This is a genomic window from Bacillus sp. EU55 (genome assembly GCF_038005925.1).
In the GTDB taxonomy this organism is placed as follows: domain Bacteria; phylum Bacillota; class Bacilli; order Bacillales; family Bacillaceae; genus Bacillus; species Bacillus velezensis.
On sequence record NZ_JBBOUE010000001.1, the window covers coordinates 3,022,978 to 3,039,178 of the forward strand.

A 16,201-nucleotide genomic window follows, 5' to 3' on the forward strand; every position below is an offset into this window, starting at 1 on the left:
TTTTAAAATAGACGTAAAGGTTAGCTTTCACCGCCGAACAAATGGCGCACCTTCTTTTTAAATATAACGGGAAGCGATAAAAATACGATGTAAAGACAGATCACGCCGAGTACGGTCAGCACATTGCCGGACATAAAGCTCGCGCCGAGCACATTCAGGACGATCGTCCCCGGGATGATGCCCGCTGCGGTCGCCAAAAAATACGTCATCGGCCTGACTTTCGATAGGCCCGCGGCATAGCTGATCACATCAAAGTTAACAGGCAGAATACGCAGGATAAAAATATAAAAGAAGCCATTGGTTTTCATCTGCTTTTGAATGGCTTCCATTTTTCCATGACGGCTTTTCTCATTAAAGGCAAACAGCCCCGCCGCAAAAAAAGACGCGGCGGCAGCGCCCATTGAGCCCGCCAGCGTATACACGGTGCCGAAAAACGGCCCGAACGCCAATCCTCCGGCGACGGAAACGATTGATACGGGAAACAGCACAAAAGGCCTGACAATGGAAATTCCGATAAACACAAGCGGCGCAAAAACACCGAACGATAACACCCACAGCCGGATCTCCTTAGGCGACAGATTCAGATATTTGCGGTTTGCCCACAGTAAAAGGCCCGCTCCCGCCGCAGCCGCAGCCCAAGTGACAGCCTTCTTATTCCTCATTCCCTCAAATCCTTCCCATTGGACGCCGGCATCATGAACGGCGGCGGTTTTCCCCGTCAAGACGGACGGGCGAAGCCAAATATAAAATCCGCTCCATCAGTCTTGCCGCTTTTACTTCTTCCTTTTCTCCCCGCTGTGAATACGTAAAATGATGCTTCAGCTCGTCTGGTGAAAAATTAGACGAGAAGAAAGTGGGAAGCTGCTGGCTCATTCTGTGCTGAAGCACGGTGCCGATGACCTCATCCCTGACCCAGCTTGTCATTGACTCCGCCCCGATGTCATCAAGCATCAGTACGGGCGTCGTTTTCACCATATTCAGTTTCGCCTCCAACGACTGATCCTGGAGCGAGTTTTTCAGCTCTCTGACAAATTCGGGAACATATACGATCATTGATGAATACTCTTTTTCCGCCAGCTCGTTGGCAATGGCGGCTAAAATAAATGTCTTTCCGATTCCGAATTTTCCGTACAGATACAGCCCTTTGCCTTTTCCCGTTTCATTATAGCTCTTCAGAAAATCCGTCACATGCTGGAAGATGCCGACTCTGCTCGGATCGGTAATGTCGATCTGCTGAAACGTCGCGCCGAGAAGATCCTGCTGGATATACATGCTCTTCATCAGGGACTTTTGCCTTTTCTGGCGGTCGAGCTTTCTCTTTTCCGGACATTCGTAATATTCAATATCAATGGAACGCCCGTTGATCACAAGCTTCGGATGATAGCCTTCAAGCAGGCTGTTCGTCCGGCTGTCTTTCGAGCAGAAGGCGCACTGTTTGCTTTGCTGAACGAATTCGTACAGTTTATTTAACCCTCTGTCAATCATGCTTTGATTGATTACATCTTTCTGTTCCTTCAAAAAAGCCTGGACGTCTTCGTCGGCCATGACTTGCTGCTGCATTCGTTCCAGGCGTTTTTGAAAGTCAGGTCTTTTCGTCACGCCTTCTAAGGATCGGCTGATCGGTTCCATTCATTATCACCCCGCTTCTCTGTCTCAATAGGCAGAGTATTTTTTCAGTTTTTTCATTTCTTCCATCATTTTTTTCTTCTGTTCTTCAAGATCCTGCGCGGAAAGAGCCGGCTGTTCTTGTTTCTTCCCGGTTTCTTCTTCTTTCATCCAATCAGGGCGCTTTTCTTCCCGGACGGTTTTTTTGCCGCGCGCCGCGCCGTTTGTTTTGCCGTCCGCCCAATCAAGATATTGCCTGTGCTCTTCTATTGCGAGCTTCATTGCTTCCCGTACCGTTTTGACTTTCTTTCTGGCCCAGTGGGCGGCGATTTTTTGGATATAGTTTTTGGACAGCTTCATATCCGTTTTCAGCATGACATAATAAATCAGCACATTGGTGACGCCGGGCTCAAGCTTTTGTTCGAACATAATATCGGCGATGATCTGCAAGTCGGCTTTTGACGGCTCGGTCCCGTCCGCAATGTCCTGAAGAAGCTTTCTCGGTGATATGGTCTCAAGCTGTGCGATGAGTTCGCCGTTCAATGAATCGTCCTTTTCCGTCCGGTTTTCTCTCAAGGTGACAGGCTGTGTTTTATCAATCAGTTCCGGAAGCTTCCCGCTTCTTTCAATTTGATACCAGTCGCTGGCCGCTTTCCTCAGCGCTTCGGCCGTTATCGTATCCTGTTCATTAATTGCGGTCATGACGACGTGCTGCATGGAGATAGGATCTATTCCGTATAAATATGAAAGCTTTTTAATGCTCTCCCGCACGTCCTGCGTGATTGATTTGCGCGGTATCATCGTTTCTGACAGTCCCGCCATGAAAAGCTCAAAATCAAACACTTCCTCCGTCACCGTATAGGAAGGCGCTTGTCCGACAGACGCCGTCTCATAGTCCTCGGGTAGCTTCATCGCCTCTTCCATATCAGGCGTCATTTTCCATTCACTCGGCTGAAAAGAGGCAAAAGCGTGATTAAAAGGACGGGTAATTTCCCTTGCGTCCGCGCCGACGGAAGGATGCGTGTAAAATTGTCTCAGCTGCTGGTATTTCGTTTTACCGACTCTGTTATAAAGAAAGACATTCAGCATGCCGTCTTCAAAAAAATCATTCGGTCTGAGCGGGGGCAGCAGCTCATAAATAAACATCCGCTCTTTTTGCTCGGACTCCCGGATATACACTTTCAGCAGCCCGATTCCTTCAAGCTTTCCCTGTTCATGATGAATCTTTTTTAAATTTGACTGCATCATGCCCATCAGCTGCCTGTGCGTGGATTCCGCTCCCCACAAGCGGTTCTGCTCAAGCTCCCCCCATAAGGTCATATAAAGGGAGAATGCAAAAGAACCGATCAGCGGCTGGTACAGATGTGTCAAAACCTGTCTGTCGACATCCTGAAGAAGCGAACGGCTTTTGACCGTATAAGGATCTACAGGCAATACGTCATTCCAATAGTCAGCCATGATTCTCAAACCTTCCGATATGTTTCTACTCTCATTTTACACCGTTTCTGCGATCTATCAAATGCCAATTTTGCTCATGAGAAAAGAGCCAGACACAATCTCTTAGCTCTCTCAGCGTTCTTTCTTTATTAAATCTTTCAATTCATCGATAAACACGTTTATATCCTTAAACTGCCGGTAGACGGAGGCAAAGCGGACATAAGACACCTCATCGATTTTCGCCAGACGGTCCATTACCATTTCTCCGACAAGTTCGCTTTTGACTTCAGATACACCTTGGTTTCTCAGCTCTTTTTCAATGTCAAAGCACATGTCTTCCAATGTTTTTAAAGGAACGGGCCTTTTTTCACAAGCTTTAATTAACCCGCGCAGCATTTTTTCACGGCTGAATTCTTCCCGGACGCCTTCTTTTTTCACGACGATCAGAGGCATCTCTTCAAACTTCTCGAATGTAGTGAAGCGGTAATGGCAGGCTTCGCATTCCCGCCTTCTGCGGATTGATTTCCCTTCGTCCGCAGGCCGTGAATCAAGTACGCGGGAACCGTTATGCTGGCATGAAGGACATTTCAAATTGGATCAGCTCCCATCTGTTTCGTTGCTGTAATGCGGTTCGCAAGCTTCCGGTAAATGCCCGCCAACGTTTCTAGGATGAGCCTATTTGTTGGGAGAGCCGATAGACCGGCCTTATCTTTTCTATTTTACAAAAAAAATGCTTAAAGAAAAAGCAATGCTGTTTTTTTACATTAGAAAAGGAGCATCAGCTTCAAAGCGCGTAATGGCTTTTTCAGCTTAGCTCCCTTGTGTTTGCGTTTTGAAAATTACAGTACTTTCGCTTGTGCCTGTTTAATCTGTACAGGCCCCATTCCTCTCGGTATTTCAATGTTTTCTCTTGTATCTGCATGTAATGCGTCCGCAATGTAATCCGCAGCCACATTAGGATCCAGGTCTCCACAAGTATAAACATCAATGCTTGCATATCCGTGTTCAGGAAAACTGTGAATCGTTAAATGTGACTCAGAGATAATAACGACTCCGCTTACGCCTTGCGGTGCAAATTTGTGAAATGCGACCTCGCGCACCTCAGCTCCTGATTTCAAAGCAGCATTTACAAACGTTTTTTCAATAAAATCCATGTCATTGAGCTTATCAAAATCGCATCCCCACAGCTCGGAGATGACGTGACGCCCCATTGTTTCCATAATCATGGACCCCCCTTAACAAGAATTAAAAAAGTGAATTTCCGAGAACTGACCCGGCCATTTACCACGGGGGAAAGTTAGTCCGGAGAGGTCCTAACCCTTTAAGTAATTCCGAAGCAGTCACGAGCAAGAAGTTCACGAAAGATAGTATACTGTGTTTAAGTTTATTTTGCAAGGTGTGTTTTTTGCGAATATGCCGTTAAGGGTGTTTTTCTAACAAATGTCCATGATCTTTAGTCTACACAGCTGACGGGTGTTTCATTCGCGCGGCGACGTGACGGATAAGATCAACGACCCGGCAGGAATATCCCCATTCATTGTCATACCAGGCGAGCACCTTTACTTTTCGGTCTTCCATCACTATCGTTGTCAGTCCGTCGATGATCGCAGAGTGTGAATTCGTATTATAATCCGAAGAAACGAGCGGCTCATCCGAATAATCAAGAATTCCGTACATCGACGTTTTTGCGGCTCTTTGGAAAGCGGCGTTCACTTGCTCGGCCGACACATCTGTTTTCAGATCGCAGACAAGGTCCACTAAAGACACATTCGGAACGGGAACACGCAAAGCGAGACCGTGAAGTTTTCCTTTCAAATGAGGCAGCACGAGCGACAGCGCTTTGGCGGCGCCAGTAGAAGTCGGGATGATGGATTCTCCGCACGCTCTCGCCCTCCGCAGATCTTTATGCGGATTGTCGATATTTTTTTGATCATTCGTGTAAGCGTGAACAGTCGTCATCAGGCCGCTTTCAATCCCGAATTCCTGATCAAGCACTTTGACGACCGGCGCAAGACAGTTTGTCGTGCAGGATGCATTTGAAATAATGACATGTTCATCGGGATTGAACTGCTCTTCATTTACTCCCATGACAATGGTAACGTCTTCATTTTTGCCCGGAGCCGTTAAAATAACTTTTTTCGCCCCTGCTTCAATATGGCTCATCGCTTTTTCTTTTGAATTAAATTTCCCCGTTGCCTCTACGACGATGTCTATTCCGCATTCTTTCCACGGAAGCTCTCTCGGATCCCGGCGATTGAACAGCATAATATGTTTTCCGTTGACGATCAGACTGTCGTCGGAGGTCTCAACTTCTTGATCGTATTTGCCGTGAATTGTGTCATACTTTATCAAATGAGCAAGCGTTTCCGGGGGATAGCTTGCATTAATGGCTGTTATTTGAATTTGATCATCTTCCATTGCTTTTCTGAACACCATTCTTCCGATTCTTCCAAACCCGTTGATTGCTACTTTTACCTTCATGCTCAGGTCACCCCTTTTTAATATGCCACTCTAATTTACCTTTATTTATATATAGTATAACACATTAAAAGAAATCCGCCAGTACAACTTGATAAAAATCCACCCTTATACCGATCAATATGTTGTTCAATCGGTTTTTTTGCATATAAAATGATCTTTCTTCCATAAAAAAAAGCAGGATCAGCGTCTCAGGCTGCCTGCTTTTTTCTTATATTTGTCCCGGTTCTTTAAATTTGTCATTTAAAATGCTGTCCTCTAAAACGGAAGACACCTCGCCGTACCGTTTAGCAATATGCATCGCGCCCCAGTCGCACAGCGCGTTTAAAATTCTTTCCAGACTGTGCCCGTATTCACTCAGCTCGTATTCCACTTTCGGTGGCACCTGATTGTACACGATCCGGTTGATGACGCCGTCAGCTTCCAGCTCCCGCAATTGCTGTGTCAGCATCTTCTGGGTGATGTCGGGCATAAGCCGCTTCAATTCGCTTGTCCGTTTTTTCCCGCGCATGAGGTGGCAGAGGATCACACACTTCCATTTTCCGCCGATCACTTCAAGCGCCGCCTCTACGGATATATTGTATTTTTTCTTCAGCAACGGTAATTCCTCCTCATCTATAGGAACTAAAAAGTACCTATGGCACTTAAAAGTACGTTCTTTTCAATGACACTTCTATCGATCATAATGACATTTGCCGGCTGAAAAGGAATGTACTCTTATACTTATATCGTTTACCCGGCATCATTTCAACCATACATTATCGTTCAAGGAGGAAAACAGATGTCTTCACATCGCCAAAGCTATTTACCAGCACTGCTGGCATTAGCCGTCAGCGCTTTTGCGATCGGCACAACCGAATTTATCAGCGTCGGGCTGCTGCCGCTTATATCTCAAGATCTGCATATACCTGTGACAACGGCGGGGCTTACCGTTTCCATGTATGCTCTGGGCGTGACATTCGGCGCGCCGGTTTTAACGTCTCTCACATCCGGCATGTCGCGGAAAACGCTGCTGCTCTGGGTGATGCTAATTTTTATCGCCGGAAATACACTCGCAGCGAGCGCTTCCTCAATCAGCGTCTTACTGGCGGCACGGGTCATTTCGGCTTTTTCCCACGGCATTTTCATGTCAATCGGGGCAACAATCGCCGCCAATATCGTGCCGGAGCATAAAAGAGCAAGCGCGATTTCCATCATGTTTACGGGGCTGACGGTGGCTACGGTGACCGGCGTTCCGTTCGGCACCTATCTCGGCCAGCAATTCGGATGGAGAATCGCATTTGCCGTCATTGTGGCGGTAGGAATCATCGCATTCCTCACAAACGCGCTCCTCGTTCCGTCGCATTTGCGAAAAGGGACGAAAACCGCATTTTCCGAGCAGGTCAAACTCGTCACAAACGGCCGGTTATTGCTTTTATTTATCATTACCGCGTTAGGCTACGGGGGAACGTTTGTCGTGTTTACGTATTTATCTCCGCTTCTTCAGGAGGTAACCGGTTTTCAGAAAGAAACCGTCGCGGCCATCCTGCTCGTTTACGGAATTGCGATTGCCATCGGAAACATGATTGGCGGCCGTTTATCAAACCGAAATCCGCTGAAAGCCTTGTTTTATATGTTCATTGTCCAGGCTGCTGTGCTGTTTGTTCTGACTTTTACCGCGCCGTTTAAAACAGCCGGGCTGATCACCATTATTTTCATGGGGCTGTTGGCGTTTATGAATGTGCCGGGGCTTCAGGTATATGTTGTGATGCTGAGTGAACGTTTTGCGCCAAGCGCCGTTGATACAGCATCAGCCTTAAATATCGCGGCATTTAATGCCGGAATCGCGATCGGCTCATTTGCCGGCGGAATCATTACAGACTCAATCGGAATCATTCATACCGCTTGGATCGGGGCGCTGATGGTGCTCAGCGCGGTCGTATTAACCGGATGGAGCAGGAAGCTTGAAAAGCGGGATCGCACTGCCCTTGAAAGGAGGTGAGTTTTTCTTCAGCGCATTTTGATTGTTTCAACAGACAACTAATTTGATTGTTTCAACAGACAACTAATAGGAGGAATATATACATGACAACACATTTACAAGCAAAAGCAACATTGCATAACGGAGTAGAGATGCCTTGGTTCGGCATCGGAGTTTTCAAAGTAGAGGAAGGCGCGGAACTCGTCAACGCGGTGAAAACGGCATTGGTGCACGGCTATCGCAGCGTTGATACCGCCGCGATTTACGGAAATGAAGAAGGTGTCGGCGAAGGCATCCGCCAAGGGCTGCAAGAAGCGGGATTAAAACGCGAAGACATTTTTGTCACGTCAAAAGTATGGAATGCCGATTTAGGATATGAAGAAACGTTAAAAGCGTTTGACACAAGCTTAGAAAAACTCGGTTTAGATTATTTGGATTTATATTTGATCCATTGGCCTGTCGAAGGAAAGTACATCGATGCGTGGCGGGCGCTCGAAACCCTCTACCGGGATGGACGCATTAAGGCGATCGGGGTCAGCAATTTCCAAATTCACCACCTGAAACATCTCATGAAAGAGACGGAAATCAAGCCGATGATCAACCAGGTGGAGTACCATCCTCGTCTGACACAGAAAGAACTGCTTGCTTTCTGCACTGAACAAGGCATTCAGCTTGAAGCGTGGTCGCCATTGATGCAAGGTCAGCTGCTTGATCACACCGTCTTACAGGAAATCGCTGAGAAGTACGGCAAATCAGCCGCTCAAGTGATTTTGCGCTGGGATTTGCAAAACGGTGTCATCACCATTCCGAAATCAACGAAAAAACACCGTATTGAAGAAAATGCAAATGTCTTTGATTTCGAACTGTCAGCTGACGATATGAAGCGGATTGATGATCTGAACGAAAACCTCCGTGTCGGTCCTGACCCTGACAATTTTGATTTTTAACCAGAAAAACACCGTTCGGCTTTCCGAACGGTGTTTGTTTATGCCCAGCCGCTCAATACTTCCTCAAGCTGGTGCTTTGTATGTTCAAGACTGCCGCTGTTATCAATGACGGCGTCAGCTTTTTTTGTTTTGTCCGCTAAAGGCATTTGCGACGTTATCCGGCTCATCGCTTCTTCTTCTGTAAGGGAATTCCGCTCCATCAGCCGTTTGAGCTGAATGTCTGCCGGTACGGTGACGACGAGCACCTTGCCGACAAGATAATCAAGCCCGCTTTCATACAAAAGCGGTATATCCAAAACGACGAACCGCTCTTTTCGCGCAACGGCTTCATCCCGCTGTTTCAGCATTTCCGCACGCACCGCCGGATGAACGATCTGATTCAGCTTCAGACGCTTCTGTTCGTCAGTAAAAACGATAGAACCGAGTTTTTTTCTGTCAATACCGCCATTTTCCAGCAGGATGTCTTTTCCGAATGCCTCCACAATTTGTCCGTAAGCCGGCATTCCTTTGTCCACCGCCTGTTTTGCGATGACATCCGCATCAATGACTGTTATTTTTTTGTCGATCAGCATACGCGCTACCGTGCTTTTGCCGCTTGCGATGCCTCCCGTTAAACCGATGACCAAGCTCAAAAAGCCCACTCCTTCTTACATTTTCCAAATCCCGATGATAATCAGCAGGACTCCCGGCAAAAATGTCATTTTATCTATCCAATTCCATCTTGAGAGCAAATGCCCCGCGTTTATGCCGAGTGAAACAAACAGCGAGCTCATCAGCCCGACAGTCACGCTCATCATAACCGGAGAAAAGCCGAGAATGGCCGCTCCCAGCCCGGCGCCAAACGCGTCAATGGATAAGGCGATACCGAGCAGAAGCGCCTCGACTCCGTTAATGGTTCCGGATTGATCAATATCGGCGCTCGTCGGTTTTTTTAAAATGTGAATCACGATGCCGAGCGATTTCACTTCAAGATTAAGTAACGTTTTTTCATGCAATAAGTAATCCGGCTCTTTAGCCGGTTTGAAAAATTGCCAGATGACCCATGCCCCGATTCCGATTAAGATCAGTCCGCCCAGTTTTTCCGTGACGGATACGGGAAAAATCTTTGTCAGAAAATGGCCGATCATCATGGATATAAACATCACAGAGGCTGAACAGCAAGCGATCACGGCAATCGCTTTGAACGGGATTTTCATTTTTCTCAAACCATACGTAAACCCGACTGAAAAACTGTCCAAGCTGACAGCAAAAGCCAAAAGCAGCAAAGAAACAATCTCCATATCCGTTTCTCCCTTTCTCTTGATCGGCAATTGTGACATATGCCTATTGGGTGAATCACAATATATATATATGGAGAAAGGTCATCAACTGTGTTAGAAAAAAGTCATTCTGCTGCCGCCTGCTTGAACAGCTTCAGTTTATGATTTTTTTTGGCAGCGGGCGCAAAAATGCGTACCCCTTCCGCCGACCACGATTTTAGAAATCATCGTGCCGCACGTTTTGCACGGTTCGTCCTTTTTGCCGTATACGTAATGTTTGAGCTGAAACATTCCGATTTCCCCTTGAGAATTGATATAAGACCGGACGGTGCTCCCGCCCGCGTCAATCGCTTCCTGAAGGGTGTCTTTAATTTCTGTATGAAGCGTTTTTATCTGCCCGTCTGACAGACTGCTCGCTTTTGTCTCAGGATGAATACGCGCCCGGAATAAAGCTTCATCGACATAAATATTGCCGAGGCCGACGACCGCTTTTTGGTCGAGCAGGGCTGTTTTCACCGCGCGGTTCGTTTTTGCAAGCCGCTCTTTTAAATAAGCAGCGGTAAATGCTTCATCATCGGGTTCGGGCCCGAGCTGTGAAAGCGGTAATGCATTCTGTTCCTCTCCCGGCGCAAACAAATGCATCGTGCCGAATTTCCGGACATCCCGGTAGCGGAGCTGTGTTCCGTCCGTCATGTAAAACACGACGTGCACATGTTTATCGTCAGGCTCATCGGCCTGATGAAGACCGTATTTCCCCTCCATCCGCAGGTGGGACACCATGACATAATGATCCAGATGGAAAAGCAAAAACTTTCCCCTTCTTCCGATGGATCGGATCGTTTCTCCTGCAATCTGCCGCGCGAATTCCTCCGGCTCGGCGGGTTTTTTGATGATATTCGGCCATCTGATATCCGCCGATTCAATCGTTTTCCCCTTCACAAGACCGGTCAGAGTGCGCCGGACCGTTTCAACTTCTGGTAATTCCGGCACAATCATCACTTCCTTTTTCTCTGTTTATTTTGCATCGTACCAAGACGGCCCTGAAGCATAATCCGCCTTCAGCGGCACGTCTAATGCCAAAGCATGCTCCATCACTTCAGGAACCAGCTTCTCTAATATTTCAATTTCTTCCTTAGGCGCTTCAAAAATCAATTCATCGTGCACCTGAAGCAGCAGTCGCGCCTTCAGGTTTTTTTCTTTCAGCTCAGCTGCCATGTCAATCATGGCTTTTTTAATAATATCGGCGGCGCTTCCCTGAATCGGCGTATTCATGGCCGTCCGTTCCGCAAAGCTCCGCAGGTTGAAGTTGCGGCTGGTCAGCTCAGGAATATAGCGGCGGCGCTGCATAAGTGTCGTGACATATCCTTTTTGCTTCGCTTCCTGCACCGACTCTTCCATATACGCCTTGACGCCCGGGAAGCTCTCCAAATAGCGGTCAATAAAAGCGCCCGCTTCTTTCCGGGTGATGCCGAGGTTTTGCGACAGCCCGTAATCACTGATGCCGTAAACGATGCCGAAATTGACGGCCTTTGCCTGGCGGCGCATCGCTTGTGTCACTTCATCTTCACTGACATGAAACACGTCCATGGCGGTTTTTGTGTGAATGTCCATGTCATTCGTAAACGCTTCGATCAGATTTTCATCTTTTGAAATATGCGCAAGCACCCTTAATTCAATTTGTGAATAATCGGCGGCGAAAATAAGCCAGTCCGGTTCGGACGGTACGAAAGCCTGACGGATTTTCCGCCCTTCCTCCAGCCGGATCGGAATATTTTGCAGGTTCGGATCCGTTGAGCTGAGGCGTCCGGTTTGAGTCAACGCCTGATTGAACCGTGTATGCACCTTATGAGAATCCTTGCGCGTGACTTTCAGCAGCCCTTCTATATAAGTCGATTGAAGCTTGCCGATTTGTCTGTATTGCAGAATGTAAGCGACGATATCATGTTTGTCTGCGAGCTTTTCCAGGACATCGGCTGAAGTGGAATAGCCTGTTTTTGTTTTCTTTACTGGCGGCAGGCCGAGCTTTTCAAACAGAATGACGCCGAGCTGTTTTGGTGAATTGATGTTAAACGGCTCACCGGCGATGTCATGGATTTTTTCTTCATATTCCTTCAGCTTCGCCTTAAGCTCTTCGCCCATTCGTTTCAGTCTTTCAACATCCACTTTGACGCCCATTGATTCCATTTCTCCGAGAATAAGCGCAAGCGGGAGTTCGAGATCTTCATATAATTCAAGCTGATTATTTTCTTCCAAAGCGTCAAGCAGTTTGTCACGGAGGCTGTTAACGGCAGACGCTTTCCGCGCGAGATGACCGGCAAGCTCTTTTTCAGCCGGAACGGCGCGCTTTGCGCCTTTTCCGTATACCGCTTCATCTTTTGAAACGATATTCAGCCCGTATTCTTTCGCTACGCTCGCGACATCGTCGTACGAGTTGCCCGGGTTTATAATGTAGGCAGCAAGAAGCGCGTCAAATTCCGTTCCCTTCAGCTCAATTCCCTGCCAGCGCAAAGCGACGACGGAACGTTTGCTGTCGAACACCCACTTTTTCATCGATTCATCTTCAGCCCAAGATTTAAAAGCTTCAGACTGAATGGCGATTTCTTTCGGAATATAATAAAGACCTGTTTCATTCACGATGGAAAAGCCGAGGATCGGTTCTTCGTGATAGTTATCACCGATTTGTTCGACGACCAAAGCGGACGGCGAAACGAGCATATCTTCGGTGATTTCTTCTGCCGTTTCGACATTGATGTCTTCAAAATTTTCTTCCGCCGTTTCCCCGCTTTCTTCACCGAGCCGCTCAAGAAGCGTATTAAAACCCAGGTCTTTAAAAATGGCAACAACTTGTTCACGGTCAAACCCTTGGTAATCTAAATCTTCGGGCTTGACTTCAATCGGCGCATTTGTCATAATCGTCGCCAGCTCTTTGCTCATCAGGGCTTGTTCCTTGTATTCTTCAAGCTTTTCTTTTAATTTTTTTCCGCTGACTTCATCAATGGAATCAAGCAGTTTCTCAACCGAATGGAACTGCTTTAAGAGCTTAATCGCGGTTTTTTCTCCGACGCCGGGGACGCCCGGTATATTATCGGATGAATCCCCCATTAACCCCTTCATATCAATGATTTGCAAAGGGGTCAGACCGTACTTTTCTTGCACGTGCTCCGGCGTGTAATCCTCCACGTCGGTAATGCCTTTTCTAGTAATGGCAACGGTCGTTTTCCCGGTTGCAAGCTGGGTTAAGTCCTTGTCCCCCGAAACTACCTTTACTTCGAAGCCTTCTTTTTCAGCAGATACGGCAAGGGTGCCGATAATATCGTCCGCTTCATATTCAGGAAGCTCGTAGCGGCTGATGTTATAGGCATCAAGGAGCTCGCGGATGAACGGCATCTGTTCTGAAAGCTCCGGCGGCGTTTTTTGTCTTCCGCCTTTATATTCTTTAAACGTGCTGTGGCGGAAAGTGGTTTTTCCCGCATCAAAAGCCACCAGCATGTGGGTCGGCTTTTCATCTTCCAGCATCTTCATTAAAATCATCGCAAACCCGTATACGGCATTTGTATGGATGCCTTTTTCATTGCTTAAAAGCGGCAATGCAAAAAACGCCCGGTACGCCAGACTGTTTCCGTCGACAAGCACTAATTTTTTTCGTTCCGTCATTCAATATCCTCCTAAGAGCAAAAGCTCGTCATTCCTCTATTTTTTAATCTCACAGCTTCTCTTATTTTAACAAAGTTCAATTTGAAAGGAAAATGAGCGAACCCCGTGAAAACGCAAAAAAGGACGGGAACAAGAAAATACGTTCCCGCCGTTAAAATTGGCTCCTTGGATGAAGGGGTTCTGTTACATCCTAACAAGATAGGTTTAACAGGTCATGAAGAAATTGTTAATCCTTTGTAAAGCTGATCACGCTTCCGGCTGCCGCTTCAGCGTCACGGTAAATACAGTCCCCTGTCCCGGCTCGCTTGTGACCTCGATTTTACCTTCATGGGCTTCTATTAAGTGCTTCACGATGGCGAGGCCGAGCCCGGTTCCTCCCGAGTTGCGGCTTCTGTCTTTATCCACGCGGTAGAATCTCTCAAATATCCGCGGGATCTCTTCCTTCTGAATGCCGATTCCCGTATCGGACACTTTGATATCGACAACGGTTTCTTTCACATGTACCGAAATCCCCACCGTCCCTTTTTCAGGCGTGTAGGTCAGGGCATTGTTCGCCAGATTCAAAAATACCTGCTTCAGCCTGTGCGCATCACCCGCCACAAAAATCGGCTCTTCCGGGAGATCGAGCTGAAAGCTGATGCCTTTTTCCGCAGCCTTATGCCGCAAAAGCGCCTCAATTTCATGCAGAATTTTTGCGGCGTCAAAGGACTCTACGCGCATCGTAAAGTTTTGCTGCTCCATCTTGGATAAATCCAGTAAATCCTGCACGAGAGATTGGAGCCGCTCACTTTCTTTCAGAATGATAGACAGAAAGTCTGAAAGCGCCTTTTCATCTTTCATCGCTCCGTCTAACAGTGTTTCCGTAAATCCTTTAATCGAGGTGATCGGTGTTTTCAGTTCATGGGAGACATTGGCGACGAAGTCCTTTCTCATCTGCTCCAATTTTTTAATTTCCGTCATATCGTGAAAGACGAGGACGATGCCCTTCCATTCATCGTCAGGGCCCATGATCGGAACGCCGTCAACTTCAAAGTAGCGCCGCTCAATATTGATGGGAAGTCTGAGCAGCTGGCATTTTTTCGTCTCCGTCATAAAAATGTCTTCGACAAGCCGAATGATCTCCTCATGTTCAAACGCATCATGGTAAAGGCGCCGAAGCAGACGTTCAGGCTTTGTATGAAACTGCTTCGTGTATGACCGGTTCACGAGATTGATAAAACCTCGCCCGTCTATTAAAATCAAACCGGATCCGATATTTTCAATGACGGTTAACAGACGATCGCGCTGCATATCCTGCGTTCTCGTCATTTCCATTAAATCGACCGCCAGGCTGTTCATCGCACGCCCGAGACGGTCCGACCGCCTTGCGTAACCGCTGTAGGAGCGGGCGTCATAATTCCCTTTGGACAGCTCCGTCGCCACCTTTGTCGCGGCGTCGATGGATTTTTTGTAACGGGACGTCATGTTTGTATAAAAGAAAACGATAATGATAAAAGCGGTACAAAGACTTGCTGCCAGCATGCCCCACATTTCTCCGGTAACGCTTGAACCGCCGTTGATCTCAGAGGAAACAAGTACATACCCCGCAATTTTCCCGGCGTCATTTTTTACGGCAGTGCCGCGGATGACTTTGCTTTTCGACTGTACGGCTTCCTCACTTTTATTGTGAGAAATGAACTCCTTTACGGCTGAATCATCAGCATGGCTGCCGGAATGATATACGGCGTCACCCTTCTCGTTGAGCACGGCGACGTTTATACCGAGGGTGCGGCCGGCATCACGGATTACCGTTTCATTGCTTTTATTGCCGATTCGGCCGGTGTCAAGAAGGCCCGCTATGTATACCGATTCCTTTTTCAGCTGATCCGCCGTTCTTTCTTCAGCGGATGAAGAAATAAGCTGCTGTAAAAAAAGGCCGAGAACACTGAAAACCAATATAATACATACAACGAGTAAAGCGAACAGACGCACACGGACTTTATTCATTCATTTTTGGCTCCTCCAGTTTATACCCCAAACCTCTGATTGTTTTAATATAGATGGGTTTTTTGGTATTTGATTCGATTTTGTCGCGCAGATGGCTGATATGAACGTCAACAATCCGGGTATCCCCGGCAAAATCATAGTTCCAGACCGCGCTCAGCAGAAGATCTCTCGTCAGCACTCTTCCCTTATGTTTTCCCAAATACAGAAGCAGTTCAAATTCTTTAGGCGTCAGTTCCAGCTGTTCTGACTTGAAGTACGCTTCGTAATGCTCCGGAAGAATTTTCAGCTCGCCGATGAGGATCTGCCCGTCCTTTTCCTCTTCTCTGCCTTGTGACAGCGAAGAAATGTCAGCCCTTCTTAAAATGGCTTTCACCCGCGCAGTGACTTCCCGCGGACTGAACGGCTTTGTCATGTAATCATCCGCTCCGAGCTCCAGTCCCAGCACTTTATCAAACTCTTCATCTTTTGCTGTCAGCATCAAGATCGGAACCATCATTTTCTGCTGTCTGAGCTGTTTACAGACGTCGATTCCGTCCACTTTCGGCAGCATGACATCCAGTACGATTAAATCCGGATTTTCATTCTCTGCCAGCTCCAGAGCCTCTTCACCGTCTGATGCGGTAATGACATCATAGCCGGACCGTTCCAGATTATACTGTAAAAGAGTAACGATAGATTGTTCATCATCTACAACTAAAATTTTTTTGTTCATGCTGCGCCCTCCGCTGTCTATTTTCCCCGACATCCAATTTTCTCTATTTTATGTGCTGCATATCACTTTATGATTTCATTTTATCCAATACTGCCCGTTCAGACAATTCGCCTTTTTGATCATTTTCAGAGAAAGGATCGCTCAGGGAAAAAGAAAACGCTTT

At 47.2% G+C, this 16,201-nt stretch carries 15 protein-coding genes; 2 read left to right on the top strand and 13 right to left on the bottom strand.

Annotated features, from left to right (window positions below):
• Nucleotides 1-20: 20 nt before the first annotated feature.
• The 7 genes from NYE50_RS15335 to NYE50_RS15365 form a co-directional block, all read right to left on the bottom strand.
• Nucleotides 21-662, bottom strand: a complete 642-nt coding sequence (locus tag NYE50_RS15335) for a TVP38/TMEM64 family protein (protein WP_007408086.1) — start codon at nt 660-662, stop codon at nt 21-23.
• A 31-nt stretch (nt 663-693) separates the two neighbouring features.
• Nucleotides 694-1,629 carry a primosomal protein DnaI gene (gene dnaI / locus NYE50_RS15340; RefSeq protein WP_012118157.1) on the bottom strand — a complete coding sequence of 312 codons (936 nt, stop codon included), beginning with the start codon at nt 1,627-1,629 and terminating at the stop codon, nt 694-696.
• A 24-nt stretch (nt 1,630-1,653) separates the two neighbouring features.
• Nucleotides 1,654-3,063 carry a replication initiation and membrane attachment family protein gene (locus NYE50_RS15345; RefSeq protein WP_014418608.1) on the bottom strand — a complete coding sequence of 470 codons (1,410 nt, stop codon included), beginning with the start codon at nt 3,061-3,063 and terminating at the stop codon, nt 1,654-1,656.
• A gap of 111 nt (nt 3,064-3,174) precedes the next feature.
• Nucleotides 3,175-3,633 carry a transcriptional regulator NrdR gene (gene nrdR / locus NYE50_RS15350; protein ID WP_003152473.1) on the bottom strand — a complete coding sequence of 153 codons (459 nt, stop codon included), beginning with the start codon at nt 3,631-3,633 and terminating at the stop codon, nt 3,175-3,177.
• 248 nt (nt 3,634-3,881) lie between these two features.
• Nucleotides 3,882-4,262, bottom strand: a complete 381-nt coding sequence (gene speD, locus NYE50_RS15355) for an adenosylmethionine decarboxylase (protein ID WP_003152471.1) — start codon at nt 4,260-4,262, stop codon at nt 3,882-3,884.
• A gap of 238 nt (nt 4,263-4,500) precedes the next feature.
• The gene (locus NYE50_RS15360; RefSeq protein WP_014418609.1) at nt 4,501-5,523 is read right to left on the bottom strand and encodes a glyceraldehyde-3-phosphate dehydrogenase; all 1,023 of its coding nucleotides are present in this window, start codon (nt 5,521-5,523) and stop codon (nt 4,501-4,503) included.
• A 208-nt stretch (nt 5,524-5,731) separates the two neighbouring features.
• On the bottom strand, nt 5,732-6,118 hold the full coding sequence (locus tag NYE50_RS15365; protein ID WP_003152469.1) for a winged helix-turn-helix transcriptional regulator: 387 nt from the start codon (nt 6,116-6,118) through the stop codon (nt 5,732-5,734).
• A gap of 183 nt (nt 6,119-6,301) precedes the next feature.
• Between NYE50_RS15365 and NYE50_RS15370 the strand changes: the two genes are divergently transcribed.
• Both NYE50_RS15370 and NYE50_RS15375 read left to right on the top strand, forming a co-directional pair.
• Complete coding sequence (locus NYE50_RS15370; RefSeq protein ID WP_063094578.1) at nt 6,302-7,501, top strand: MFS transporter; 1,200 nt, start codon at nt 6,302-6,304, stop codon at nt 7,499-7,501.
• Between the two features lie 83 nt (nt 7,502-7,584).
• Nucleotides 7,585-8,427 carry an aldo/keto reductase gene (locus NYE50_RS15375; RefSeq protein ID WP_007408081.1) on the top strand — a complete coding sequence of 281 codons (843 nt, stop codon included), beginning with the start codon at nt 7,585-7,587 and terminating at the stop codon, nt 8,425-8,427.
• Between the two features lie 38 nt (nt 8,428-8,465).
• Here the strand turns inward: NYE50_RS15375 and coaE are convergent, their stop codons facing one another.
• From coaE to NYE50_RS15405, 6 genes are all read right to left on the bottom strand, one after another.
• Nucleotides 8,466-9,059 carry a dephospho-CoA kinase gene (gene coaE, locus NYE50_RS15380; RefSeq protein WP_021494430.1) on the bottom strand — a complete coding sequence of 198 codons (594 nt, stop codon included), beginning with the start codon at nt 9,057-9,059 and terminating at the stop codon, nt 8,466-8,468.
• A 15-nt stretch (nt 9,060-9,074) separates the two neighbouring features.
• On the bottom strand, nt 9,075-9,707 hold the full coding sequence (ytaF, locus tag NYE50_RS15385) for a sporulation membrane protein YtaF (RefSeq protein WP_159354456.1): 633 nt from the start codon (nt 9,705-9,707) through the stop codon (nt 9,075-9,077).
• Between the two features lie 138 nt (nt 9,708-9,845).
• The gene (mutM, locus tag NYE50_RS15390) at nt 9,846-10,676 is read right to left on the bottom strand and encodes a DNA-formamidopyrimidine glycosylase (protein ID WP_139783898.1); all 831 of its coding nucleotides are present in this window, start codon (nt 10,674-10,676) and stop codon (nt 9,846-9,848) included.
• Between the two features lie 24 nt (nt 10,677-10,700).
• Nucleotides 10,701-13,340 carry a DNA polymerase I gene (gene polA / locus NYE50_RS15395; RefSeq protein ID WP_159354457.1) on the bottom strand — a complete coding sequence of 880 codons (2,640 nt, stop codon included), beginning with the start codon at nt 13,338-13,340 and terminating at the stop codon, nt 10,701-10,703.
• Nucleotides 13,341-13,586: 246 nt separating this feature from the next.
• Complete coding sequence (gene pnpS, locus NYE50_RS15400) at nt 13,587-15,326, bottom strand: two-component system histidine kinase PnpS (protein WP_159354458.1); 1,740 nt, start codon at nt 15,324-15,326, stop codon at nt 13,587-13,589.
• Nucleotides 15,319-16,038: a response regulator transcription factor gene (locus NYE50_RS15405; protein WP_003152457.1), complete on the bottom strand. Its 720-nt coding sequence runs from the start codon at nt 16,036-16,038 to the stop codon at nt 15,319-15,321. Before NYE50_RS15405 ends, pnpS begins: the two co-directional genes overlap by 8 nt.
• Nucleotides 16,039-16,201: the final 163 nt, after the last annotated feature.